Source organism: Mesobacillus boroniphilus JCM 21738 (genome assembly GCF_000517385.1).
GTDB lineage: Bacteria > Bacillota > Bacilli > Bacillales > Cytobacillaceae > Mesobacillus > Mesobacillus boroniphilus.
In genome coordinates, this window is record NZ_BAUW01000010.1 from 16,947 (window position 1) to 40,457 (window position 23,511).

Below are 23,511 nucleotides of genomic sequence, written 5' to 3' on the forward strand. Positions count from 1 at the left end.
TCGATCGTTTGTCTAGCTGCGGCTCCTAACTCCTCGAGACGCTTCGGTCCTGCCATTGAAGTCAAAGAACGACTTCACTGGCAGGACCTCCAGCGCTTGTCGGAGTTGGACAGTCGCCTACGCTTTTCGATTTCGGTCCGCCCTTTGAAGTCAAAGAACGACTTCACTGGTCGGCCCTCCGAGGCACACGATGTGCTAGACCCGCCAGCCACAGGACGTGGCGTTCTTTGGCGGGCAACGATTGTCGGGGCTGACCAAGCGCTTGCGCTTTTCTATTTATCTAACTGCACAACGGTTTGGACCAATTTCCATTTCTCGCTGTTCATCGATATCCGGGTTGATTTTACCCATATTCATCTGCCTGATTTCCTGGTAGGAGTTAGGCTGAGGAGGAAGGTTCTCGGTTACTGTCTTCCTGAACGTTTCTTCACTGTCGATTTGTAAACCGTGGTTCTCGGCGTACAGGACGCCAAGTTTTTCTGAAATGCTGCCGTCATCATTCATTTCATTGATTCCCATATAGTGTGCTGGCAGGACAAGGAGTTCGTCGGCAAGTTCTTTATATCGTTTGTATAAAGTGTTTCTCAAGTCTCCTACCCAATCCTGAGCCAATCCGGCCAGGTCGGGGCGTCCAATTGAGTCGATGAAAAGAATGTCACCCGTCAACAAATATTGGTCATCAATGATGAAGAAGTACTTCCGATGGTATGACCCGGAGAATACAACGCCTGGATAACGGTGTTTCCAACCTTGATTTCATCGCCATCCTGAAGAGGTTCATAGTGGAATGTCACTTCTTCAGCATCTTTTGGCGGGAGGTAATATTTAGCTCCCACTTGTTCAGCCAGCTTTCTTCCGCCAGAAATATGGTCTGCATGAAGGTGTGTATCAAGCAAGGCAACAAGCTTGAAATCCTTACCTGACATGAACTCCTCATACTGTTCAATCATCCGGTTTGTATCGATAATTGCTGCCTCTCCATTTGATTCAACGAGATAGGAAAGGCATCCTTTACCGATACGGACGAACTGGTAAAGGGAACCTCCGTCCTTAAGGTCGCCGATTTTCACAGGCTCTAAATGTTCACTCCAGCCTTCATGCCGCCTTCAATAGAGTAGACATCCGGATAGCCAGCCTCTTCAATTTGTTCGGCAACAAACTCTGACGATCCACCTTTTGCACATACAACGTAAATCTCCTGGTCTTTAGGCAATACATCCTTTATTGGATCGATTCCTTCAAGCAGATCAAAGTACGGAGCATTATGGACTTTCACATTTCGGCCTTCGATTTTCCAATCATCGAAGTCATCTGTATTTCTTGCATCAAGGATAAACAGGTCTTCATGGTTAATGACTTTTTGCGCTATTTCTTTTGCTGAGATTGTCTTTACCATTTGATTCCTCCTGTTTTGCTTTGATATTTTAGAATGTCAATGTAATGTCTGCATCGCTGGCAAAGTGCAGGAATGAAGCCGCTCCGCCAACGTCAATGCCATCTACGAACTGGTCTTTTTGAAGAGACATAACGTCCATTGTCATCTGGCAGGCAATCATTTTAACGCCCATTTCTGCAGCCATTTCAACCAACTGTTCTACTGGAGGAACGTTTTCTCTTGCAAAGCCTTCCTGGAAATGCTCTGTTCCCGCTGGCATAGGAAGTTGCTTATGCGCTTCCTTATGGATCAGGTTCAGCCCTTCAAATGTGAAGAAGATTCCTACTTCTGCGTCTGTTGCCGCTGCAGCAGTTGCGATATTGAATACTTTGTATGCATCGAACATTCCGCCGTTAGAGGCGATGATAGCTACTTTCATTTTTGGTTCCTCCTTATTTTTCAACTGATGTTTCCGTAGGGCCTGTCCAGTCCTTCATTCCCGAAACAACATTAATTGTTTTTTTGAATCCTTTTTCTGACAGCTTCTTTGCTGCCATGTCACTTCTTGAGCCGGAGCGGCAAATGATATATACATCCTCTTCAGGGTCCAGTTCATTAAAACGCTGTTCCAATTCCCCAAGTGGAATTGATTTCGCATTCGGGATGTGCCCAAAGGCGTACTCAGCTGATTCCCTGACATCAAGAATCGATATTTTTTCATTACCCTCAAGTTTTGCCAGCACTTCTTCGAGTGTGGCCGTATGTGGGTGAGGTGATTCATTGTTTAGTTCATCTTCACTAGCTTTACGGAGATAGTGTTTAAGCACATCTCCTTCAGTTATAGTACCGAGGTATTGATTGCCTGTACTCTCAGCCCATGCTTTAAGGTCTGTTGTTGATCCTTTATCAGTAGCCTGCACCTCGATGACCTGGCCAGGCTCCAGTTCATTCATAGTTTTCTTTGTTTTGACAATCGGCATCGGGCACGCAAGTCCTTTTGCGTCCAGTACTTTATCCGCAGAAATTGACATAGTAATCCCCCTTCCTAAACATTAGTATTAATGAATTCGCGGAATCCATACTGCAAAAATACTCCCTAGTTTATATACCTCCTAAGGTAAAAACTATGCTTATATTGTAAAAAAACTTTAAAAAAACAGCAACCAATTTGTCTTGGCTGCTGTTCCATGCTTATTCTTTGCCATAATAGGTATTTGGATAAGAAGGATTGGCATATCCGTTCCTGCTCAACCATGGAATATAACTCACTGGGTTCACACTGATTGCATACTTGAACATATTGTTCATCATACTGTCGGTCCCCATAAAGGACATATTCATTACCATGTACATTGCTTTGATCGTATTGAACTGCGAAAGCTCAACTACATAGACGATTCTGTCTGCCATCACCCAATTTGGCCTTCTGTCCATAAAATCCTGTCAGCCATGAATCCGATCTGATCTTCTGTATATAAAACACCATTAAGGGCCTGGGTAAACGTATCAGCTCCCATTTGTCCCACATACACAATAGCTCTGCTTGTTGCCATTGCGTTCACCTCCCAATAGTCAGGATATGTACCCCAGGGAGGATGGTGCCTGGCTAATTGCAAGGCTATTGCAATAGCGAAAGTGGCCAAAGACCCACAGCAAACGATGCCGTGGTTCCCCTATTCAATTCTCCCGTTGACCAAAAGCAGATTCCATGTCTTGACTCCATCTTACTTCCTTGTTGTCCAATAATAATATGAGATCCCGGCCAACCCCACAAATATTGCCGCCGCAAGCTGGTATTGTGTTTCCCAGCCAAGTACAGTATGAACTGAATATGCCTCGATAAAGAGAGCCGGGACTTTGCCAATTGTACTTGATACGGTAAAATTCCCCGTCCCCATTGCGCTGTATGAAGCGGCCAGGGTGACGAGTCCGGACGGTGCGAACGGGAAAAGCCTTAATAAAATCACTAGCACTAACGCCTCCATGCCATGTGTTTGTTTAAGCCTTTCCAATGTTTTAATCGTTCTTGATGAATCTTTATTGCCGCTCAGCTTTTTAAGACCTTTCCGATACAGAATAAAACTTATGACCGCTCCTAAAGCTTCACCGAAAATAGAAAGCACGAGCCCCCAGACAAATCCGAAGTAAACGATGTTCGCAGCTGTCACAAAAGCACTCGGAATAATACCGGCTATGGCGATCACTATACTGGCTGCAAGGCTAATGATAATGGCGAGCCAAACCGGCTGGCCAGATAGAGTTTCTAATAATGACATAAGCCAGCCTCCAGTCAAATTTCAAAACTTTGTCACTGCTTCTGCTTAGTTTTTGCAAACTGTCCCGGTAAGATTTATGTATACCTGAAAGGAGCTGACCAGACATGAAAAAACTATCGTTAAGTTTTTGGGCGCAGCATTGATACTTGGAGCAAGTACTGCTGCCTTTGCAGAAGAAGGGACAGAAGGTAAAGGTACTTTTAATTTTGGCCAGATGAAGCCGTTAATCGAAAAGATGCACCCAAACTTGTCCGATGAAGAAGTCAAGCAAATGTACAATAACTGCCACGGAACAAACGGTTCTATGCCGAGCAAGAACTTTAATATGATGGATAGCAATCACATGAATAATCTGTAATAACATTTCCAACATTTCATTCTAGGTGTTGTTAACGACTGACAAGAGAGGTTCTGGTAAAATCCAGAGCCTTTCTCTTATCTATTTTAGCTTAAGATGTTGCTGAAAACACGAAGAAGGAAAATTGACATGAATTTATAGCCGCATTAAAAAACAACCTGACCAAAACGGTCCAGGCTGTCTCAAAATTTCTTTAAACAAACACTTCATTATAATCATGCTGGGACGGCAAATCAGCTACGATTGTACCGCTTTGCGAGTGCTGGGACGGCAGGTCAGCTATTGTTGTGCCGCTCTGCGAGTGCTGGGACGGCAGGTCAGCTATTGTTGTGCCGCTCTGCGAGTGCTGTGATGGCAGGTCGGCCAGGTTCCTGTCCGCAGAATTCAAACCGATAACACCAGCAACAAACGCCGCAAAAAGGGTTAATATCAATGTCTTCTTCATTATAAACCTCCTCTGCCTAGGCAATCTTTCATAAAATACAATCAACAATATTTCAATAATTTTTCCATTTCATTCGTTACTAAGCTGACAAACTTCTCATTCTTCTGCAGCTTGAAAATCATGACCGCTTTTTCTAGATATTCCTTGCCTTTGTTTTCTTTACCCAATTTAATATAATTCATGCCTGTTTGGTAATAAAGTTCTCCAAATAAATACATATTTTCTTCATATATACAATTGTCGATTCCTTTACTACAGTAGATGAGGGATTCTTCATATCTCTCAAGCTTTGACAGTGCCTGGGCAAGGCCGTAGAGAATCCTTAGCCAGATTCTTGAATCCAGGACTTGAGGCAGCCCCGTCAGCTCATTCAGGGCATTCTGAAAAAGTTCGACAGCCTTGTCCAGGTTCCCGCTATCTTTTTCGATGATGGCCATACTGGTCAAAATCTCAATTTCGCGCTCTGACATTCCAGTCTGTTCCTGATGCGTCATATTCAATGCCTCATCAAGCAGCCCAATTGATTGCTTTCTATCTCCTTCAAGGTAGTAGGTGCAAATCCCTTGGTGCCATACCAAAAATTGATTGAAGGATGTATGTTTGAACAGCGGATTATCCTGCTCCTTCTGGATTATTTCGTTAATGGCAGCATAATCCCGCTCTCTTTTATACTTTTTGATTAATTCCGTGACAGCGATTGCGTAATTGTATGTATCAGTGGAAGCAATATCGAAGAAATGGTTAAGCTCTACCTCAAGCTTTGAAGCCATCTTGAATAATTGATCGATTGTTGGATATTTCTCTTCTTTTTCAAATTGAATGATATCCACTTCAGAACATATACCTTCAGCCAACTGTGCCTCAGTCAATCCTTTAAAAACTCTTGAAGACCTTAGAATTTCTCCGAAGTTATACCCAACCAGGCTCATCCCTACACCCCATTTAAACGTAATTATTTATATATTATCATAGTGTTTGTAAAATTTAAAAATTTGTAGAAGGGCAGAGACCGGAATGGCAATGGGCCTTCATTCATTGATAAGAAATGTAGTGCAATGCGATACACGCTAATGCTAAAAAAATGACAACAATAGATCCTATTTTATTTTTTTGCCGCCAGAGCGTTATGCCAAATAATAGATAGTACATAATGATTAAAGCAATGGCAATCCACATAATTACTATCATCTAATCCCTCACTTCTTCAAGCTTAGGCAGTTTCGACTGGCGTCCAAATTCACCAAATCGAATGGAGACATTTACCTTCACTTTTGCATCAGGATATGTCTTCATCCAGTCAAATTTCCTGAATTCCTTTAGAGTTGCAAACTCTTTCCTCATGGGGATCGATAAATCAAATGTATCTCCTTTTAACTCTTGCTGTGTATAAAGAATAAATTCCGTGAAATTTTTTTCTATCCCAGCTGTAAGAGACTTTTTAAGCTCTTTAACCTTTTCTAGGTTCTTTGCGTAATTGATCATGCTTGGGTCGCTGTATACTTCTATAAATAACGGAACATCTATTTCAATGGTTGGCCTGCCCTTTTCAGGTATCAGCTTATATTTATTTTCTCTTTTTTGAGATATCCTTATGGAGAGCTTATATCTTTCGTCAAACGGATCTTGAATGGCAGTCAGGATATCCTCAGTATTCCATGTATTGTTCAACAGACTCGATATCCTTGTCTCTTCTCCTGTTATTTTGCCGATCATTTTTCCTTCCTTAAATACTGCGGAACCGATAAACTGGGCACTGTTGGTTGTACCCTCCACTTGAATTTCCCCGGCCAGCAAGTCGTCATCTGTTGTTTGCACTTCATCTTTCTTTATTTTTTCTGTTGTTGCGTAAATCGCCAGAAATAAATCTGCATCGCTTTCCGTTACACGGTAAAATCCATTCAGGTCAGCTTCGGGAATCATGCCTGTTTCCTGTCCTCTTTCGATCATTAGTTCCAAAAATTTATGGGGTCTGGTTTCAATCTTGGGTTTATTATTTCTTATGAAATCAGCGGCATTTTCCCGAGAGACAATGAACTGTGCACTTCGTTTAATTTCCCGGTCCTTGGTTGCATTGTATATTATCCTGATAAAATCAGGATCCCTGGCTAATTCTTCTGAAACGATAAGAACCTGCAGAAGATCATAGGATATTTCCTTCGCCACTATAGTATTAGCTGTATTACGCGATGAGATAAAATCATCCGCGACCAAAGTCACGATTTCCTGCGACGGTTCATTCGATCCTCCCGCAGTCTGCTGTGAACCCACCTCCGGGTTTGCAATCAGATAGGTTACGTTGACCTTTCCCTCTACCTTATGTTTATCAAGTCCTATACCAATGACATATGCTTTCTCATCCAGTTCCTTATGGTCCCAGCAGCCTGACAGGCTCAATGTAACTGCCGTCAGGAAAATCACTTTAATCATTTTAGAGTGAAGTATCATTCTTAAAATCCCCCCGAATTTTTGCCACGATCCACATAAATGGCGGAAGAATCATGAAGGCAGGACTTAATAATACAAGTATTTTTTCCCTTACATTGTAGAGTGTGATAGATGGAGCGTCAGGTGATAATCCGATTAGCAAAATGATTGTCGCGATCAAAGGAATGAGATATTCAAACTCCTTAATCTTCAGAATCCCTGCCATCAATGAAGCAATTAGATATAGATAAAACGAAAAACGGATAAAAGTTGCAACCAGCCAAAAGGGGAAAAATAATGTTTCAACGTTTGCTAAAAAGCCAATTTGAATAAATCGGATTGTTTCATGAAAAGGATAGTTCAGCATTTCAGCAGTCGTATAGTCAAATAAAACAACATACGCCACCAGTGCCAGGCTCAGTTCCACTGTTATAAATACCAGAGATATGAGTGTTCCTTTTTTCATATCCTTATATGATGAGATGAGTGGCATGATCAATGCAAGGTAGAAAAAATCGACAAATATCGAAACATTTTTTACAGACGCTTTTGCGACTTCAAGAGGTCCTTCACCCCAGAACGGGAAAAGGTAGCCTAGTGTACCTTTTTTAAAAGTAAAAATCAGGGCAAAGAACAAAGTGATTTTAATATATGGCAGCAAAAGCCAGGATACGGCGCCAATCTGTTCAATCCCCCTCTTTGCTCCGTAAGCACAAATAAACATCAGGATGATGTAAAGGATGATAGCTGGCGTTTTCGTAAAATACATCGAGCCAATAATGTCCACGTAGGTACCTGAGTCAGCAATGACTGCCGTTGTTCCAGTGATTAACAGGCAAATAGATAAGAGCGTTCCAAAAAACCTGCCAAAAAGATGCAGCAGAATTTCATGCAGGTTTTTTCCTTTATGCGCTGAATAAACTTTTATCAAGAATATTATAGGAAGTAATGACAAAATCCCGATTAGCAACACTGCCAACCAGCCTGCATTTTTTGCATGTTCATAAATGATCGCAGGTGTGTCGTCACTTAATTTGGCCCCAATAGTCAACGAGATTAGCGCGAAATATTCTTTTATGCCAATTTTTCCCTTATCCTGTCTCATCGCCTATTCTCCAGTAGTCTTTTTTTGTAAATCCGTCGATTTTAAAAAACCAGGCCTTAACGTTTCATTTTTTGTTAACCTGCGGAAAATCGTATCCTTCGAGGACTTGTAGTTTGGTGACATAGGAGCTAAATACGGTACGCCAAAGGACTTAATCGAAACCATGTAGAATAAGCCTCCAACAAAGACTGCAGTCATCCCGTAAATTCCCATCATTGCTGCACTCAGGATAAATAGAAAGCGATTAAGTCTTACCGCGAAATTCAGACTTAGATCACTGACTGCAAACGAACTAAGTCCTCCGAGTGCGACAACAATAATAACAATCGGACTGATAATATTTGCTTCGACGGCTGCCTGTCCAAGGATTAAGGCTCCAACAATCCCGATGGTCGGTCCTATCGGACTGGGAACACGTAACCCTGCTTCCCTGATCAGCTCAAATGCCAGCTCCATGATCAATATTTCGATTGCCGCAGGAAAAGGAACTTTTTCGCGAGACGCAGCAATTGCCAGCAGCAAGTCTGGCGGAATCATTTCAGCATGATAAGTGGTGATTGCCACGTAAATAGCTGATGTAAAAATTGTGATGAAAAGGGCAGTCATTCTTAACGCCCTCGTAAAGTTCCCATAAAAAAATCTAAGATAGTGATCCTCAGGACTATGAAAAAAAGCCCAAAATGTCGCAGGAAGAACGAGACTATCGGGCGAATTATCCATTAATAAGACGATATAGCCATCTTCTAAAAATGAGGCTGCCCTATCAGGCCTTTCTGTCGAAAGAATGCTGGGAAATAATGAATAATTCCGTTCCTCAATGTATTCCTCCAGCAGCGATAGGTTTTGAATCGAATTCACTTCAAGACTGCCCAGTCTTTCCTTGATATTGTCGATCAATTTCTCATTAGCGAGACCGCGAATATAAAGTACAAAAACATCATTATGTGAACGTCGCGAGACTTCCACTGCTTCAACAATAAGGTTTTCGTTCCTGATTTTTTTTCTGAGCAATGATATATTCGCTACAGCCTTTTCATTGAAGGCTTCCTTAGGGCCTTTGATAAGTATTTCACTGTCCGGCTTTTCGATCGCCCTGCTTTGAAAATCAGGACAATCCATAATGTATGCCTTCGATTCTCCATCTAGTATGAGGAGCGCATTTCCTTTGTTGATATCCTTGACTGCATCCTTGAATAAGGTGATTTCCTTTACCATTTGGATAGCAACTATATCCTTCACCTTTTTATCTGAAGCAGTATTTTCCGTTAATGGCTTGAGGATATTTTCTTCAATACTCTTAACATCCGTGATTGTGCTAATAAATAATAAGGCTGCTTGCTTATTAAACCCTCCAAGGTACAATTCTCGCAATTTAATATCTTTATTATCAGGAATGCTGTAAAGTTGCTTTAATAACGATAGATTTTCCTGGAGATGCCTGCTGAATCCCTTTTCCTTAAGGGAGTTCTGCTCTCCCTCCAGCTTTCCCTCTGCGGGTGCCGTATTCCTCTGCTGTTTCGTAATCAGCCTGAGCATTTCCTTTAGCATCGTGAACCTTCTCCCTGCCGCACGGAATATTCCTTCCTTTTCTTAACTTTTACTAATCTGCTATGTTTTATGAGTTTTTAGCATGAAAAAACTCAGGAAAGCTCCTGAGTTCGTTTACCCTTATACTCGTTTGCTTGCTGCCAGTAAATAAACAGCTCCAGCACCCAATGCAATAATGCTGACAGGTATTATGAAAGGTTGGGCCACTTCCTTGATGCCTGCCCAATTTTCGCCGAGGACAATGCCTAGATAGAGGAAGAAAATTGTCCACGGAACCATCGCCGCTATTGTATACAGCGTGAATTTGATGGCTGACATCCCGGCAATGCCTGCAGGAATAGATATCGCATGCCTGACCACCGGGATGAACCTTGCTGAGAAAATGACACCTGGTCCATATTGGTGGAACCATTTTTCCGAAACCTCCAAATGGTGCTGGTTAATCAGCAGGTACTTCCCGTATTTCTCCAGCATCGGTCGGCCGCCATAATATCCGATCCAATATAAAAATAACTGCGCGATGGTCCCGCCAATTGTTCCAGCAACGACCGCACCGATAAAACCAATTGACCCCTCAGAAACCATATACCCTCCGTAACCAAGGACAATTTCACTCGGGATGACCTCAAGCATCAATCCGAGCGCAATCCCTATGTACCCAAGACTAGCCAGCCAGTCCAAAACAATCATAATAAATTCGTGCATGTATACCACTCCAGTTTTTTGCATCCTTCTAAAATATATTTGGGCATGTCTTTTATTATGAAAAAGAAATAACCTGCCATATGACAGGTTATTTTTTCAAGAGATATGTCAGCAGCGCCAGCCGCCTTTCAGCAAAATCCTGAGGCCGATGTAAATAATCACCAGTGCGAAGATAAGGATTACAACAAGTCCGACAATTTGTAAGAATGGCAAGTTTAAAAGTACAGCAAGTGATGCCGGAGCAAATCTGAAAAGTACCCATCCAGCCAGAATAGCGGCCAAGAATACAAACAAGTTAGTATTATTAAACGACATTGATAATCCCTCCTTTACTACCCAACATATGTATGTACAGCAATTTTGGTACGGGCTAATGAACAATTACTTATTTTCTGTGTAAAAAAGTTTTTGCTCGACAAGAATAGAATTACGTATTTCAGTTTTTGATTAGAAAAACAAGGGAAAAGTAATTATTGTTTTCATACATATAGCGAGAAATAAGAAGGGGGACTATGATGACTAATCATTTTTATATGCGTTTCGTAAAACTTCCGATTTTGTTGAGGATCCTGATGATTGCCTCTATGATGATTACTCTGTTTGGCGTCATCATTCATTTTATTGAACCGAAAAGCTTCCCGACGATCTTTGATGGTGTCTGGTGGGCTATTATTACTGCATCAACAGTAGGGTTTGGAGATTACTATCCCGTTTCTACATGGGGACGAATAACAGCAATCCTCCTACTCTTGATCGGTACAGGGTTTTTATCCTCGTATTTTATCCACCTATCAGCAGCAACTGTTACCAAACAAAATGCATATGCAGAGGGGAAAGTAGGCTTTAAAGGTAATGATCAGATTATCATCATCGGGTGGAACGAGAGGTCTCGTTCGATTATAAGATCTCTCATAGAGTCTGATGAATTAATCATATTGGTGGATGATTCATTGGGGTCAAATCCCATTATGGATGACAATGTCCATTTCATCAGAGGAAGGGCGAACAAGGATGAAACTTTACTGAATGCCGGTATTCAAACAGCCAGGAAAGTGATTATTACATCAGATCAGAATCTGGATGAGCTGCAAGCCGATATGAATACGATCCTCACGCTGCTCGCCATCAAAGGATTGAATCCTGACATTCGCTGCATCGCTGAAATCCAGACGAGCGAACAAATAAATAATGCGAGGAGAGCGGGGGCTGATGAGCTGATTCCTGCTAACGCTCTGACCAGTGCGGTACTTTTAAATAGCATCGCCTCCGCGGAGGTCGTGGATCCTTTATTGGATCTGCTGGGGCAATTGAATGGAAAGCGCTTGTCATATATTGAACCTGAAGCTTCTATTATTGATAAAAATTTCCAGGAAGCAGGGAACTTTCTGCTAAAAGAGCGCAATATTATTTTGATTGGACGCAAAAGAGGGGATGACATAATCGTCAACCCCAATAACAATATCAAAATTCACTATGATGATCAGCTTCTCGCCATTTCAAACGATTAATGCAATAACACAGATTCTACTTCTCGGACAAGCGACTTTCCGACTTCGATGTATTTTTCCGGAAAGCTCGCATCCTTGTCCACAGGCTCCTGGAACTGATTGAATGAAGCGCTGGCATTCCCGATTTCCGCATGGTCATCGATCCCTCGCTGATATTTATGCGAAAGAAGAAAAGGACGCTGCAATTGTACTGTACAGCCTTTGGAGTCAAGCTGGCCGTCAATTGCCTTAAATGGCAGACGCAAAAATTGATAACCCACTTCGTCATCTATTTTGTAATCGAAAGCACCATGGTCATAATCCCAGTTTCCTCCGATGGAATATCCTAAAGGTTTTAGCAGCTGCTCCAGTTTAAAAAGATCAAAATGTTTGCCCTCAAGCTCAGATTGTATCTCAATCAATGGTCGTTCCGCCTTTCCATTCATTTTCGCTTAGTTTTAACCAAAAGCGATAATTTAATGAGCGGTGAAAGTTAAACTCAAGCTGGAATCATAATGGAGGTTGGTGACCACAGAGACTTTATTTGGTGAATATGCTATTTCTGTCCGTCATGGGCTGGATGACGGACATTTTCCCAAGGTTTCAGGCAATTCTTGTCCGTCATTGGCCTTGTGACGGACATTTTCTCTCGTGTTTTTGCATTTATTGGCGATAATTTATTTTTATTCGCGGTTTTCACAACTTTATTCGCGAAAATCTGAATTTATTCGCGGTTTTCACAACTTTATTCGCGAAAATCTGAATTTATTCGCGAACTGGAAATTTCATGCGATTTTTCCCAGTTTTAACACGACTATTTCCTCATAAAAAAGGAGCACCCAACAGGGTACTCCTTTTTCACCATTATTTAAGTCGCTTTTCCAATTCTGCTTTCTTTTCTTCGAAGCCTGGTTTTCCAAGCAATGCGAACATGTTCACTTTGTACGCTTCAACGCCTGGCTGGTCGAATGGATTTACGCCGAGCAGGTAGCCGCTCATTGCGCATGCTTTTTCAAAGAAGTATACAAGGTATCCAAATGTATACTCATCAAGCCGAGGGATTGTCAAAACAAGGTTCGGTACGCCGCCATCAGTATGGGCAAGCATTGTTCCTTCGAACGCTTTGTTGTTGACGAAATCAACAGTCTTGCCAGCTAGATAGTTCAAGCCGTCAAGGTCGCTTGCTGCTTCTTCAATTGTCATTTCATGGCGAGGTTTCTCAACCTTGATGATTGTTTCGAACAAGTCACGACGGCTTCCTGCACATATTGACCTAGTGAGTGAAGGTCAGTAGAGAAGTTCGCTGAAGAAGGATAGATTCCCTTCTGGTCTTTTCCTTCGCTTTCGCCGAACAGCTGCTTCCACCACTCTGAGAAGTACTGAAGAGTTGGTTCGTAGTTGATCAGCATTTCGATTGTTTTACCTTTGTTGTAAAGCGCGTTACGGACTGCAGCGTACTGATAGGCAGGATTTTCTTCAAGTTCTGACTTTCCGAAATCATCTCTTGCCTGTGCCGCGCCTTTCATCATCGCTTCGATATCTGAACCGCTGACAGCGATTGGCAGCAAGCCTACAGCCGTCAATACAGAATAACGTCCGCCAACATCATCAGGAATCACGAATGATTCATAGCCCTCTTCGTCAGCAAGAGTCTTCAATGCACCGCGTGCCTTATCCGTTGTGGCATAAATACGCTTGCGGGCTCCCTCCACTCCATACTTCTCTTCAAGAAGCTTGCGGAAGATACGGAATGCGATTGCAGGCTCCGTCGTTGTTCCAGATTTTGAAATGACATTGATTGAAAAATCTTTTCCTTCTAAAAGATCCATAACATCAGTCATATAAGTTGAGCTGATATTGTTTCCGATAAAAATGACTTGCGGTGTCTTCCGCTTTTCTTTTGGAAGAGCGTTATAGAAGCTGTGCTGTAAAAATTCAAGCGCAGCACGTGCACCAAGATAAGAGCCGCCAATCCCTACAACAAGCAGGACATCAGAATCACTCTTGATCTTTTCCGCGGATTTCTGGATGCGTGCGAATTCTTCTTTATCATAGTCTACCGGCAGGTCGATCCAGCCTAAAAAGTCATTGCCTGCACCAGTCTTTTCATGTAATGAATGATGGGCTACTTTTACAAAATCCCTTAAGTATGTAACTTCGTGTTCACCAAAAAAGCTTAGCGCCTTTGAGTAATCAAAACGAACATGTGTCATGTCTGATCCTCCAATATTTTATATTCTCTATCACTTTATCGAAAAGAATCCCAATAATCAAGAAACACCCTCAGATGTAAGCGTGCCCAATTGTGAAATTTTAAGTAAACGTATAAAAAAATTTTATCACGATTGGGCACCTCATTCATGACTGGAATGGGATGAAACTGTCAGACGTTAATTTCCATACTCACCCCAGATAGATTGTTTCCGTTTTACCCCTCACTCTCTTATGAATGGCAAAAAACACCACGAAACATTATGGCTTGATTTTCGCTTTGACAATCAGCCTGTGTGTGGCCGTATCAATTGGGGTGCATGTAATAAGGGTGAGTACCTTTTCATCTTCACTCCCTTTGAGTACGGAAGTTTCATGCGGTTCCACCACTAAAGTTTCATATACTTCATATTGGTAGGTGTTGCCTTTATCCCTTACCGTTACCGTATCCCCTTTGCCTATTTCATCTAGCCGGTTGAACATACTTCCATAGGCTCGGTTTCGGTGGGCGGCAATGGCACTGTTCCCTGGCATTCCTGGAGCTGACGTTCCTTCCAGCAGACCAGCTCCCTTTTCCAAATTCGCATCCGACGCACCATTTAAAATCGGCAGCTTCACGCCAATTTTTGTCTATTTCAATGACACCGACCATGCCAGCGGACAGTTTCTGATAATCCGCTGGTGTTTCAGCCGCTGGTGCATCCTCCAACTCTTGTTTTTTATCCACACTGCTCTCTGCCAGAGTTTCGGTACTGAATACCTCCTCCAACTCCCTCAGACTCTCAGCAGCCACCTTATTCCCCTGACTGCCGCTGCCCTCCCAGTTTTCAATCATTTTCTCCTGACTGTAGGAGATGTAATAATCTTTTGCAGCTGGATAAAAGAAGATTGATATACCAGCAAAAATCATTAATAACGACAATACTTTTCTCATCAACTTCACACCTTATAAAAAATTAAAGAGGGGAATCTCTTCCCCTCCAACTCGAGCTTAGTTCTTCAGTGGATTCCTGATACTTAGCATAGCTCCTCCTGCCGCAATCAGGAAGCCAAGTACATAGAACATTGTCCTGCTGCTTTCACCTGTTTGAGGAAGGACCTCGCCGTTCCACGCCTGTTCTTTTGTTGTGCCATCAGAGGTATTTCCGGATCCTGAATTATTTCCTGGTGCTGTCGTATCAGTATCCTCATCTGATTCCACCTCTTCTGCTTCTTCCTCGACCATTTCACCTTCCATATCCCAGTTTAATTGTAGTGTAAGCACACTTTCCACAATTTTCAGGGACTCGATTTGCGGAAGCAGGATTAATTTTGTTTCACCAATGCTAGTAATCTCAATGCCACGAATCAATTCCAGTTCAATTTCTTCCGTCAGCGTGAGGCTGAATAGTTCATTGATTCTTTCAAGATCAATTCTCTTGCCGCTCATCATTACCAATGTCACTTTTTCAATTGAACGCGGAGTCTCGTCTATCATGATTCTGATCATTGATAGAATGTTAACAGTTTCCTCAGTCTCTTCTGAATCATCCGGTTCAGATAGTTCTTCTGCAGGAAGTTCACAATGATCCAGCCAATAATTAACGGATCCTTCTGCTTCGACTCCCACTCTTACTTCACTGACCGGGACGACAAGCTCTTCACCTGTTGTAAAAATCAGTTTGAAAGCCGTAATATCATCTTTTACGAACTCACCATCATCAAATGCCTTAAATAATGGAGAGGAACCTGGATTGGTCATTTCCTCCCACTGACCATTAACCTGGACAAAGGCTGTTTCAACAGGATTGACACATTTGTCGATGTGCAGGTGGATTTGAGTGCTTCTATTTTCATTGGCCGGTACGGTTCCATCATCTGCTGGTATTGACTCATTTTCGCTGTCATCTGAAGAATTATTTTCATCTGAAGAATTATTTTCTACCGGAGCATTATCTTCTTCTGATGCATTATCTTCCTCCGAAGCATTATTTCCCTCTGAATCACTATTTTCCTGGTTGTCACTATTCTCAGCTGCTTCAGGTTGATTTGTTGTTTTTTGTTCAGAGTTTCTTTCCTCTTGGTCGTGTGTTGTTTCAGATTTTGAATCTTCCTCATTATTTGTTTCATTTTCCGTAGATGCTGCTTTTACAATACCATTAGATTTTTCTTTTTGACCCGTTGTCTTTGCAGCTACTTTGCTACTTTTTTGTTTACCAGCACTTTCTTGCTGGGAGTTTGTTTTTTGCTCGCTATTTTCCGCAGCAAACGCACCAGTAATCGGGAAGGTAATCATAAACAATAGCATGAATGCAACTAAGATGGACAAGCGCTTTTTAATTTTCAACATTTCTACCCCTTTTCGAATAAAATTGTGCACAATAAATAGACTGAATATTCAGTTATTTAAAGAGAGTTCTCGCCTCCTTTTCCTTGTATTCATTCTTTTCATTAGACAAAACAACAGCCAGAATATCTCTAATTTCATGGCAGCCAGGACAATCTTAGCTGGAAAGCTCCAGCCTTAGATCCCTTGCTTTGCGTCCTTGTCTTTCAACAAGTTTGCCCTGAGCATGATTGGTGTTAATGTAATTATTGTGTAAATAATTCCTACTGCTCCATTGTCTTACATTTAGAGACTTACCACAGTTACCCAGCTGCTTAAACATTTAGTCCTAGAAAATTTATTGGTAAATTTTTCTTATGTTTCTTTATTTACCCGACAAGTATGATTATTTCAGTGTTTTGGATACCCTTTTTTAAAAAAGACATAAGATTTTTTGCCCATATAAAGACAAAGGACCCAGGGGATACCCCTGGGTCCTTAAGCTTTTTATAACGACATACGATAGATTTCCAGTACGTCGTCTTTATTTAATTTTGCAAAGTTGCCAAATTCACCATTGACCATTGCTTTGTCAGCCATAACTTCCAGCTTGCTGTCATCAATGTCATAATCAGCAAGTCTTGATGGTGCACCAATGCTGTTCCAGAATTCACGCAGCTTTTCGATTCCTTCCAAACCTGCTTCCTCGTCTGTCTTGCCTTCAGGATTCACGCCGAAAACTCTTACAGCCATTTTCTTGAAGCGTTCTGGTTTCACCTTAAGGTTATGCTTCATCCAGTTCGGGAACAGGATGGCCAGTCCGCCTCCGTGAGGGATATCATACACCGCTGATACGGCGTGCTCGATATTATGTGTAGCCCAATCACCGCGGTAACCCATATTAAGGATTCCATTCAATGCCATCGTACCAGAGTAAAGAATCGTTGCACGATACTCGTAGTTCTCCAGATCCTCAAGCAGTTTTGGAGCTGTTTCCATCACTGTTAAAAGCAAGGATTCGCACATGCGGTCCTGGAATTCGGTGTTCTCAGTCAAATGAAAATAGTGCTCTAATGTATGTGACATCATGTCAACAATACCGTAAATTGTTTGGTCCTTAGGAACGGTAAATGTATTTACAGGATCCAGAATAGAGAACTTAGGGAACGTCACAGGGCTACCCCAGCCATATTTTTCATTAGTTTCCCAATTGGTGATGACGGAACCGGCATTCATTTCAGAACCTGTAGCCGCTAATGTCAGCACAGTTCCGAACGGAAGTGCTTCTGATGCAAAAGCCTTTTTCGTGACAAGGTCCCATGCATCTCCATCGTATTTGGCTCCGGCTGCGATTGCTTTCGTGCAGTCGATTACACTGCCGCCGCCCACTGCGAGCAGGAAGTCAATGCCTTCCTCTTTGCAGATTTTCACGCCTTTATGAACAGTCGACAGACGAGGATTCGGTTCAACACCCGATAGTTCAAATACCTCAGCTCCGATTTCGTTTAAATAATTCATGACGGAATCATAAAGCCCATTTCGCTTGATGCTGCCGCCTCCGTACACAAGCAGAACCTTCTTGCCATACTGAGGGACTTCATTCTTCAGTTCCTCAAGCTGACCTTTTCCAAAAATAAGTTTAGTTGGATTATAAAATGTAAAGTTATCCATTTTTATCACCTTCCTCAAGGCTAATTATGTTCCTTTTTAAAAAGCAATGCAAAAAATACACTTCTTAATGTTCTCCAATGTGCTCCAAAATGTTTCATCTTTTTACATACCGATAGAGATTTAATATGTTCAGGATGAATAATTCATCATCTGCTGAATCACTCTATAAAAGAACAAATTTATTTTAAGGAGGAAACACCCATGAGCGGTATTCAACGTGCAGCACTTGTCCTTACCATTATCGGGGCCATCAACTGGGGGTTAGTAGGATTCTTCCAATTCGATCTTGTTGCAGCAATTTTCGGCGGACAGGATTCAGCATTGGCTCGAATCATTTATGGCCTGGTTGGTCTTGCTGGTTTAATAAACATCGGTCTTCTTTTCGCACCAAGCGAAAGAGAGGAAAGAGCGGCAGAACCAAGGGCTACTCGATAACTAGAGAAACTAAAAGAGAAATGGAAAAACCCGCCATATAGGCGGGTTTTCTCATGTTTATGATAATACTTTCTTGATTCGCTCGATTGCCCAGTCCAGTTCTTCCTGGCTGATGACAAGCGGCGGTGCGAAGCGGATGACCGTATCATGTGTCTCTTTGCAAAGCAGTCCCTCTTCTTTAAGTTCCTCACAATACTTTCGTGCTGGTTCCGTCAACTCAACGCCAATGAACAAGCCGCGGCCGCGAATATCCTTGATGATAGAATTATCGATTTCCCGCAGCTTGCTAATGAAATATTCCCCAAGCTCTAGGGAGCGGTCTGCAAGCTTCTCGTCGATCAATACATCCAGGGATGCGATCGAAACAGCGCAGGCCATTGGATTACCGCCGAAAGTAGAACCGTGTGAACCAGGATTGAATACACCTAGTACATCATTGTCAGCAACAACACAGGAAATCGGGAATACTCCACCGCCAAGCGCTTTCCAAGGATGTACATATCAGGCTGAATTCCTTCCCATTCGCATGCGAACATTTTTCCAGACCTTGCGAGACCAGCCTGGATTTCATCAGCGATGAACAGGACATTGTTTTCTTTACATACATCGTATGCAGCTTCCATGAACCCTTCTGGCGGGATCACGATTCCTGCTTCACCCTGGATCGGTTCGATTAAGAATGCTGCAGTGTTAGGAGTAATCGCTTCCTTCAGTGCATCAAGATCGCCGTAAGGAATCAGTTTGATCCCTGGAAGCATTGGGCCGAAGCCGCGTTTGTACTCTTCTTCTGATGATAGCGAGACCGCTGTCATTGTGCGGCCATGGAAGTTGCCGATACAAGCGATGATTTCAGCCTGGTTGTCCGCAACACCTTTTACATCATATGCCCAGCGGCGAGCAGCTTTAATAGCCGTTTCAACTGCTTCCGCTCCAGTGTTCATCGGCAAAGCCATTTTTTTATTCGTCATCTTGCAAATCTTTTCATACCATGGACCCAGCTGGTCATTGTGGAATGCTCTTGAAGTAAGAGTCACACGATCAGCCTGGTCTTTAAGCGCCTGGATTATCTTAGGATGGCGGTGCCCCTGGTTGACAGCTGAATACGCACTTAGCATGTCCATATATTTGTTGCCTTCAGGATCCTCTACCCAAACTCCCTCTGCCTTTGAAATAACAATTGGCAGCGGATGATAGTTATTCGCACCATACTTTTGAGTCTGCTCGATCAAAGAACTAGTTTTTGTTGCCATGAACCTTCCTCCGTTCCAATGAAAAAATTGGTTAGACAATCATATTGTAACCTGTAAGCTCTTTCATTTTAACCCCCTAAAAAAGATTATGGGCAGTTTTTCCGCGGAACTTGTCTGCAGCAGCTATATGTTCGGACAGCTTTTCATGACTTTCCTGAACCTGTCCGAAGTTACCTCAAGTTTTGCATTTCCATGCATAAAAAAAACCGGACGAAATGTCCGGTTTTTGCATTAAAACTTATTTCTTAGCCATATCTGACTGGTTGATCCACTCTTGAAGCTTATCCTTCAAAGTGTTGAAGCCTTGAGCTGAGTCATCCTGGTACTGAACTACAGCAGCTGGACGCTTAGCACTCCGTGGCTTCTTAGCGCGTTGTGGTTGTTCTGGTGCTTCTTCAGTAGCACGGATTGATAAACCAATTTTTCCAGCAGCTTCATCAATTGACAAAACTTTCACTTTCACTTCATCGCCAACTGTAAGGTGCTCGTTAACATCCTTAACATAACCGTGTGTGATTTCTGAAATGTGCACTAGACCTTGTGTATTTTCATCTAATGCTACGAAAGCGCCGTATGGCTGGATTCCTGTAACTTTACCTGTTAAAACGCTGCCTACTTGAATATTTTCTGACATGGAAACACTCCTAAATATTGTTTTATTTTATCTCATTAATACGCAATTAAAAATTATATCATATTCTATAGCATTTATCAAAAGGAATAAGATAATTCTATAAGAGTGTTTCCATTATTGTAATGGAAAAAACTGGACTTTCCAGAAGCCGTCCTCCTGAACAATCTGAAAGAATGGAGCATCTGGGCGATCATTGAAATAACTTATCTTTTTTCTTTTTAACGGAGACCGTTGCGCGCCCCTTGCACTTCCATCTCTTCAAGCGAGAATCACTTTATCTATAAAACGGCGCGTTTTTGTTTTTGTTTCAAAAAAATAACAAAAAGCTTAATATTTGTTTTAAGCCTGAAAATGCTATGCTTTTACCTTAAAAAATAGTAACATGAAAAGGTATTTTTTTATTTTGTCAGAAAATATTAATATTCAGATTTTTTCAAAAGGAGTTTTCTTATGAAACAGCACGAACAATGGACTTCAAAGCTCGGATTCATCCTGGCTGCAGCGGGATCAGCCATTGGGCTCGGGGCAATCTGGAAATTCCCCTATATGGCAGGTACAAATGGAGGCGGCATTTTTCTTATCTTCTTCTTACTGATGACTATTTTTATAGGGGCACCTATTTTGCTGGCTGAATTCATCATTGGCCGCAACAGCCAAAAGGACGCCGTTATGTCTTATAAGCACCTGGCACCGAAAAGTGCATGGCCATTGCTTGGATATGGCGGTGTCATTGCTTCCTTCATGATTCTGTCTTTCTACAGTGTAGTTGGCGGCTGGATCCTTTCTTATTTAGCGCGGAGCTTCACCGGATCACTTTCAGGTTTGACCCAGGCAGAATACGGTGCAACATTTGAAAGCATCATATCCAATCCTATTGAGGCAGTTGTAGTTCAGCTTTTATTCCTGATTCTAACTATCTGGGTCGTACAGGGCGGCATCCAGCAGGGCATTGAAAAGGCGAGCAAATACATGATGCCTGCTCTGTTCATCCTATTTATCATCCTCGTAATCAGGTCTTTGACACTGGATGGAGCGATGGCCGGGGTAGAGTTCTTCCTGAAGCCTGACTGGTCAGCTGTAACCGGGCAAACCATTTTGATGGCACTGGGACAATCCTTTTTTGCTTTAAGTGTCGGACTGTCAGTAATGGTGACTTATGCTTCTTATTTATCCAAGGGTGAGAGCCTCGCAAAATCCGCGTTTTCTGTAGTGGGGTTGAATATTCTTATCTCGCTGCTCGCCGGCCTAGTCATTTTCCCGGCTGTATTCGCTCTTGGTTTTGAGCCGGAAGCAGGACCTGGACTTGTATTCGTTGTCCTGCCTGCCGTTTTTAATGAAATAGCTTTTGGCGGGCTGTTCCTGACGATTTTCTTGATTTTGCTGCTTTTCGCGACACTGACCTCAGCATTTTCGATTCTTGAGATCATCGTCGCAGTCCTGTCTAAAGGAGACAAAAATAAGCGTAAGAAGTTTTCATGGATTGCTGGTTTGCTTGTTTTTGCCGCAGGAATTCCGAATGCCCTCTCCTTTGGTGTTTTGTCTGATGTGAAATTCTTCGGGAAAACCTTCTTTGATCTTGCTGACTTCCTGACGAGCAATATCGCCCTGCCTCTGGGCGCCTTTTTCATCGCCATATTCGTTGGCTATGTACTCCCTCGAAAAATGGTCAGACGCGAAATGGAAGAAGGCACTGAGAAAAGTCCGTTATTATTCAACATTTGGTACTTTGCCATCCGCTACATCGTGCCAATAGGTATTGGCATTGTGTTTTTACAATCGATTGGTATAATCTAAAGTTAAGAAAACGTTCACATTATTGTCGATATATTCAAAAATTTAATGATAAACTTATAGTAAGAGAAATTTAATTTTTGGAGGTGATGAGCGATGACTGCAATTGGACAGAATATCAAGATGTGCCGTGAACGAATCGGAATCTCACAGGAGGAGCTCGCTTTGAAAATCAGGGTAGGTACGCGAACGATCCAAAGATACGAAAGCGGCGAGCAGACACCTACATTGCAGACGATTTTAAAGATCTCGACAGCCTCGATGTCCCTGCGTCAGAGTTAATGGGAGAAATTTATCACGCTGCACCGCCAGAACTCGACCAAAGACCAAGCAGCCTGTAATCTGAATATCATCATACACCTTAGCAGGCAGACTTTCTGCCTGTTTTATTTTTTATAAAAAAAAGGTTCGAAAATTAATGTATACTATTCTGCCAATCTGGCTATCCTAGTCCCATAAGGCTTTCTAGTATTCCCCCCTTTTTAATGGACACCAGTACTGGTGTCCATATTTTTTGTATTTTTTGTGTGAAGTTGGAATTTGCGGGGAAAATAAATGGCATACCTTGCCTAATTCGCTAATAATGTCAGGAGTGAAAGCCAATGGAATTCGCCAGGAATAAAACCGTAAGAGGAATCGATCTTTACTATGAGCACTACCAGAACTCGGATTCGAAGGAAACACTGGTTTTGCTTCATGGATTTCTTTCCTCCACTTTCAGCTTCAGGCATTTGGTCCCCTTGTTAAAAGAGGATTATAACGTCATTTCTGTAGACCTTCCCCCTTTTGGGAAAAGCGGCAAGATTTCCAGCTTTAAATATTCCTATCAAAACCTTGCCGCAACTGTTGTTGAATTGATGAAATCCCTTGGCATCCGGGAGTTTAATGTCGTTGGGCATTCAATGGGCGGCCAAATTGCATGAACATTCTGCTGCACCACCCGGAATATGCTAAAAAGGGAATTCTGCTTTGCAGTTCAGGATATTTGAAAAAGGCAAAGCTGCCGCTTGTACTTTCAAGCTACATTCCATATTTCCACCTCTATGTGAAGTTCCATCTGGCACGCTCTGGGGTAAAGCAGAATTTGCAGAACGTCGTCTATGACCATTCAATGATCAATGATGAGATGCTGTATGGCTATCTCTCTCCATTTTTAGAGGATGATATTTTCAAAGCACTGACGATGATGATCCGCCACCGGGAGGGCGATCTTACAGCTGAGGAATTGCGAAAAATTGATGCACCATGCCTGCTGATCTGGGGTGAACATGATAAAGTTGTCCCGGTCCGTATCGGGAGGAAGTTGAATAAGGATTTGAAGAATTCTGAGTTGGTCATTTTAAAGGAAACTGGCCACCTTGTCCCGGAGGAACGCCCTGAAGATGTCCATCAGCTGATCAACAGGTTCATGGCAGCTGAGGAAACAACAGAAGCAACAGCAAACGGCAGCCTTTGATGGCTGCCGTTTCTGCTAGTGCGTTATGTGCAGTT

General features: G+C 42.3%; 25 protein-coding genes, 3 pseudogenes and 1 riboswitch. Of the genes and pseudogenes, 7 read left to right on the forward strand and 21 right to left on the reverse strand.

All coding sequences use genetic code 11. The features are described 5' to 3' along the window. Positions 1 to 276: 276 nt before the first annotated feature. From JCM21738_RS04980 to JCM21738_RS05000, 6 genes and pseudogenes are all read right to left on the reverse strand, one after another. Positions 277 to 1,396 (reverse strand): annotated as a pseudogene (locus JCM21738_RS04980) (MBL fold metallo-hydrolase). 28 nt (positions 1,397 to 1,424) lie between these two features. Then, a complete protein-coding gene (locus JCM21738_RS04985; RefSeq protein ID WP_023626682.1) occupies positions 1,425 to 1,814 on the reverse strand; it encodes a DsrE/DsrF/DrsH-like family protein in 390 nt (129 codons plus the stop codon). A 13-nt stretch (positions 1,815 to 1,827) separates the two neighbouring features. Next, positions 1,828 to 2,406: a sulfurtransferase TusA family protein gene (locus JCM21738_RS04990; RefSeq protein ID WP_023626681.1), complete on the reverse strand. Its 579-nt coding sequence runs from the start codon at positions 2,404 to 2,406 to the stop codon at positions 1,828 to 1,830. Positions 2,407 to 2,566: 160 nt separating this feature from the next. Beyond that, positions 2,567 to 2,788, reverse strand: coding sequence for a hypothetical protein (locus tag JCM21738_RS24705; protein ID WP_162232608.1), 222 nt, complete (start codon positions 2,786 to 2,788; stop codon positions 2,567 to 2,569). Next, the gene (locus JCM21738_RS24710; protein WP_162232609.1) at positions 2,785 to 2,928 is read right to left on the reverse strand and encodes a hypothetical protein; all 144 of its coding nucleotides are present in this window, start codon (positions 2,926 to 2,928) and stop codon (positions 2,785 to 2,787) included. Before JCM21738_RS24710 ends, JCM21738_RS24705 begins: the two co-directional genes overlap by 4 nt. A 171-nt stretch (positions 2,929 to 3,099) precedes the next feature. Further along, positions 3,100 to 3,651 carry a TVP38/TMEM64 family protein gene (locus JCM21738_RS05000; RefSeq protein WP_023626679.1) on the reverse strand — a complete coding sequence of 184 codons (552 nt, stop codon included), beginning with the start codon at positions 3,649 to 3,651 and terminating at the stop codon, positions 3,100 to 3,102. A gap of 139 nt (positions 3,652 to 3,790) precedes the next feature. On the opposite strand from JCM21738_RS05000, the gene JCM21738_RS05005 reads away from it, so the two are divergent. After that, entirely contained in the window at positions 3,791 to 4,009 is a 219-nt protein-coding gene (locus JCM21738_RS05005; protein WP_243462894.1) for a hypothetical protein, read from the forward strand. A 193-nt stretch (positions 4,010 to 4,202) separates the two neighbouring features. Here the strand turns inward: JCM21738_RS05005 and JCM21738_RS05010 are convergent, their stop codons facing one another. The 7 genes from JCM21738_RS05010 to JCM21738_RS05040 form a co-directional block, all read right to left on the reverse strand. After that, entirely contained in the window at positions 4,203 to 4,454 is a 252-nt protein-coding gene (locus tag JCM21738_RS05010) for a hypothetical protein (RefSeq protein ID WP_023626677.1), read from the reverse strand. A 41-nt stretch (positions 4,455 to 4,495) separates the two neighbouring features. Next, a complete protein-coding gene (locus JCM21738_RS05015) occupies positions 4,496 to 5,383 on the reverse strand; it encodes a helix-turn-helix domain-containing protein (protein ID WP_023626676.1) in 888 nt (295 codons plus the stop codon). Between the two features lie 259 nt (positions 5,384 to 5,642). Beyond that, positions 5,643 to 6,899 carry a Ger(x)C family spore germination protein gene (locus JCM21738_RS05020; RefSeq protein WP_023626674.1) on the reverse strand — a complete coding sequence of 419 codons (1,257 nt, stop codon included), beginning with the start codon at positions 6,897 to 6,899 and terminating at the stop codon, positions 5,643 to 5,645. After that, the gene (locus tag JCM21738_RS05025) at positions 6,883 to 7,983 is read right to left on the reverse strand and encodes a GerAB/ArcD/ProY family transporter (RefSeq protein ID WP_023626673.1); all 1,101 of its coding nucleotides are present in this window, start codon (positions 7,981 to 7,983) and stop codon (positions 6,883 to 6,885) included. The genes JCM21738_RS05020 and JCM21738_RS05025 overlap by 17 nt, the downstream gene beginning before the upstream one ends. A 3-nt stretch (positions 7,984 to 7,986) precedes the next feature. Next, positions 7,987 to 9,531, reverse strand: a complete 1,545-nt coding sequence (locus JCM21738_RS05030) for a spore germination protein (protein ID WP_023626672.1) — start codon at positions 9,529 to 9,531, stop codon at positions 7,987 to 7,989. A gap of 120 nt (positions 9,532 to 9,651) precedes the next feature. After that, a complete protein-coding gene (gene uptA / locus JCM21738_RS05035) occupies positions 9,652 to 10,236 on the reverse strand; it encodes an undecaprenyl phosphate transporter UptA (protein WP_023626671.1) in 585 nt (194 codons plus the stop codon). Positions 10,237 to 10,344: 108 nt separating this feature from the next. Beyond that, positions 10,345 to 10,551: a hypothetical protein gene (locus JCM21738_RS05040; RefSeq protein ID WP_023626670.1), complete on the reverse strand. Its 207-nt coding sequence runs from the start codon at positions 10,549 to 10,551 to the stop codon at positions 10,345 to 10,347. A gap of 200 nt (positions 10,552 to 10,751) precedes the next feature. Here JCM21738_RS05040 and JCM21738_RS05045 point away from each other — a divergent pair, with 200 nt between their 5' ends. Next, entirely contained in the window at positions 10,752 to 11,744 is a 993-nt protein-coding gene (locus JCM21738_RS05045) for a potassium channel family protein (RefSeq protein ID WP_023626669.1), read from the forward strand. On the opposite strand, the gene JCM21738_RS05050 is transcribed toward JCM21738_RS05045, so the two are convergent. The 6 genes and pseudogenes from JCM21738_RS05050 to JCM21738_RS05070 form a co-directional block, all read right to left on the reverse strand. Beyond that, positions 11,741 to 12,145: a YugN-like family protein gene (locus JCM21738_RS05050; protein WP_023626668.1), complete on the reverse strand. Its 405-nt coding sequence runs from the start codon at positions 12,143 to 12,145 to the stop codon at positions 11,741 to 11,743. The two genes, JCM21738_RS05045 and JCM21738_RS05050, sit on opposite strands and share 4 nt — an antisense overlap. A gap of 442 nt (positions 12,146 to 12,587) precedes the next feature. Further along, positions 12,588 to 13,936 (reverse strand): annotated as a pseudogene (locus JCM21738_RS05055) (glucose-6-phosphate isomerase). 259 nt (positions 13,937 to 14,195) lie between these two features. Further along, positions 14,196 to 14,513, reverse strand: a complete 318-nt coding sequence (locus JCM21738_RS23030) for a class D sortase (RefSeq protein WP_243462898.1) — start codon at positions 14,511 to 14,513, stop codon at positions 14,196 to 14,198. Next, positions 14,398 to 14,868: a hypothetical protein gene (locus tag JCM21738_RS25350; RefSeq protein ID WP_052019565.1), complete on the reverse strand. Its 471-nt coding sequence runs from the start codon at positions 14,866 to 14,868 to the stop codon at positions 14,398 to 14,400. Before JCM21738_RS25350 ends, JCM21738_RS23030 begins: the two co-directional genes overlap by 116 nt. Before the next feature lie 57 nt (positions 14,869 to 14,925). Then, complete coding sequence (locus JCM21738_RS05065) at positions 14,926 to 16,260, reverse strand: LPXTG cell wall anchor domain-containing protein (protein WP_023626665.1); 1,335 nt, start codon at positions 16,258 to 16,260, stop codon at positions 14,926 to 14,928. A 138-nt stretch (positions 16,261 to 16,398) separates the two neighbouring features. After that, a riboswitch (cyclic di-GMP riboswitch) is annotated at positions 16,399 to 16,490 on the reverse strand. Positions 16,491 to 16,746: 256 nt separating this feature from the next. Next, complete coding sequence (locus tag JCM21738_RS05070) at positions 16,747 to 17,910, reverse strand: iron-containing alcohol dehydrogenase (protein WP_023626664.1); 1,164 nt, start codon at positions 17,908 to 17,910, stop codon at positions 16,747 to 16,749. A 201-nt stretch (positions 17,911 to 18,111) separates the two neighbouring features. Here JCM21738_RS05070 and JCM21738_RS05075 point away from each other — a divergent pair, with 201 nt between their 5' ends. Continuing rightward, entirely contained in the window at positions 18,112 to 18,345 is a 234-nt protein-coding gene (locus JCM21738_RS05075) for a DUF378 domain-containing protein (protein ID WP_023626663.1), read from the forward strand. A 57-nt stretch (positions 18,346 to 18,402) separates the two neighbouring features. Here JCM21738_RS05075 and JCM21738_RS05080 read toward each other — a convergent pair. Both JCM21738_RS05080 and yugI read right to left on the reverse strand, forming a co-directional pair. Next, positions 18,403 to 19,595, reverse strand: a pseudogene (locus tag JCM21738_RS05080) (ornithine--oxo-acid transaminase). A 238-nt stretch (positions 19,596 to 19,833) separates the two neighbouring features. Then, positions 19,834 to 20,229, reverse strand: a complete 396-nt coding sequence (gene yugI, locus JCM21738_RS05085; protein WP_023626661.1) for a S1 domain-containing post-transcriptional regulator GSP13 — start codon at positions 20,227 to 20,229, stop codon at positions 19,834 to 19,836. 450 nt (positions 20,230 to 20,679) lie between these two features. Between yugI and JCM21738_RS05090 the strand changes: the two genes are divergently transcribed. The 4 genes from JCM21738_RS05090 (at position 20,680) to JCM21738_RS27115 (ending at position 23,476) form a co-directional block, all read left to right on the forward strand. Continuing rightward, positions 20,680 to 22,023, forward strand: a complete 1,344-nt coding sequence (locus JCM21738_RS05090; protein ID WP_023626660.1) for a sodium-dependent transporter — start codon at positions 20,680 to 20,682, stop codon at positions 22,021 to 22,023. Positions 22,024 to 22,116: 93 nt separating this feature from the next. Continuing rightward, entirely contained in the window at positions 22,117 to 22,302 is a 186-nt protein-coding gene (locus JCM21738_RS05095; RefSeq protein ID WP_439645984.1) for a helix-turn-helix domain-containing protein, read from the forward strand. Between the two features lie 320 nt (positions 22,303 to 22,622). Then, positions 22,623 to 22,943, forward strand: coding sequence for an alpha/beta fold hydrolase (locus tag JCM21738_RS27110; protein WP_369385644.1), 321 nt, complete (start codon positions 22,623 to 22,625; stop codon positions 22,941 to 22,943). Then, complete coding sequence (locus tag JCM21738_RS27115) at positions 22,940 to 23,476, forward strand: alpha/beta fold hydrolase (protein ID WP_369385645.1); 537 nt, start codon at positions 22,940 to 22,942, stop codon at positions 23,474 to 23,476. The genes JCM21738_RS27110 and JCM21738_RS27115 overlap by 4 nt, the downstream gene beginning before the upstream one ends. Positions 23,477 to 23,511: the final 35 nt, after the last annotated feature.

Coding starts and splice junctions, on each gene's coding strand:
- JCM21738_RS05095 (WP_439645984.1), top strand. CDS start 22,117: ATGACTGCAATTGGACAGAATATCAAGATGTGCCGTGAACGAATCGGA.
- JCM21738_RS04985 (WP_023626682.1), bottom strand. CDS start 1,814: ATGAAAGTAGCTATCATCGCCTCTAACGGCGGAATGTTCGATGCATAC.
- yugI (WP_023626661.1), bottom strand. CDS start 20,229: ATGTCAGAAAATATTCAAGTAGGCAGCGTTTTAACAGGTAAAGTTACA.
- JCM21738_RS05000 (WP_023626679.1), bottom strand. CDS start 3,651: ATGTCATTATTAGAAACTCTATCTGGCCAGCCGGTTTGGCTCGCCATT.
- JCM21738_RS27115 (WP_369385645.1), top strand. CDS start 22,940: ATGAACATTCTGCTGCACCACCCGGAATATGCTAAAAAGGGAATTCTG.
- JCM21738_RS05075 (WP_023626663.1), top strand. CDS start 18,112: ATGAGCGGTATTCAACGTGCAGCACTTGTCCTTACCATTATCGGGGCC.
- JCM21738_RS27110 (WP_369385644.1), top strand. CDS start 22,623: ATGGAATTCGCCAGGAATAAAACCGTAAGAGGAATCGATCTTTACTAT.
- JCM21738_RS24710 (WP_162232609.1), bottom strand. CDS start 2,928: ATGGCAACAAGCAGAGCTATTGTGTATGTGGGACAAATGGGAGCTGAT.
- JCM21738_RS05025 (WP_023626673.1), bottom strand. CDS start 7,983: ATGAGACAGGATAAGGGAAAAATTGGCATAAAAGAATATTTCGCGCTA.
- JCM21738_RS05010 (WP_023626677.1), bottom strand. CDS start 4,454: ATGAAGAAGACATTGATATTAACCCTTTTTGCGGCGTTTGTTGCTGGT.
- uptA (WP_023626671.1), bottom strand. CDS start 10,236: ATGCACGAATTTATTATGATTGTTTTGGACTGGCTGGCTAGTCTTGGG.
- JCM21738_RS05030 (WP_023626672.1), bottom strand. CDS start 9,531: ATGCTAAAGGAAATGCTCAGGCTGATTACGAAACAGCAGAGGAATACG.
- JCM21738_RS05040 (WP_023626670.1), bottom strand. CDS start 10,551: ATGTCGTTTAATAATACTAACTTGTTTGTATTCTTGGCCGCTATTCTG.
- JCM21738_RS05045 (WP_023626669.1), top strand. CDS start 10,752: ATGACTAATCATTTTTATATGCGTTTCGTAAAACTTCCGATTTTGTTG.
- JCM21738_RS25350 (WP_052019565.1), bottom strand. CDS start 14,868: ATGAGAAAAGTATTGTCGTTATTAATGATTTTTGCTGGTATATCAATC.
- JCM21738_RS05090 (WP_023626660.1), top strand. CDS start 20,680: ATGAAACAGCACGAACAATGGACTTCAAAGCTCGGATTCATCCTGGCT.
- JCM21738_RS05020 (WP_023626674.1), bottom strand. CDS start 6,899: ATGATACTTCACTCTAAAATGATTAAAGTGATTTTCCTGACGGCAGTT.
- JCM21738_RS05015 (WP_023626676.1), bottom strand. CDS start 5,383: ATGAGCCTGGTTGGGTATAACTTCGGAGAAATTCTAAGGTCTTCAAGA.
- JCM21738_RS05070 (WP_023626664.1), bottom strand. CDS start 17,910: ATGGATAACTTTACATTTTATAATCCAACTAAACTTATTTTTGGAAAA.
- JCM21738_RS04990 (WP_023626681.1), bottom strand. CDS start 2,406: ATGTCAATTTCTGCGGATAAAGTACTGGACGCAAAAGGACTTGCGTGC.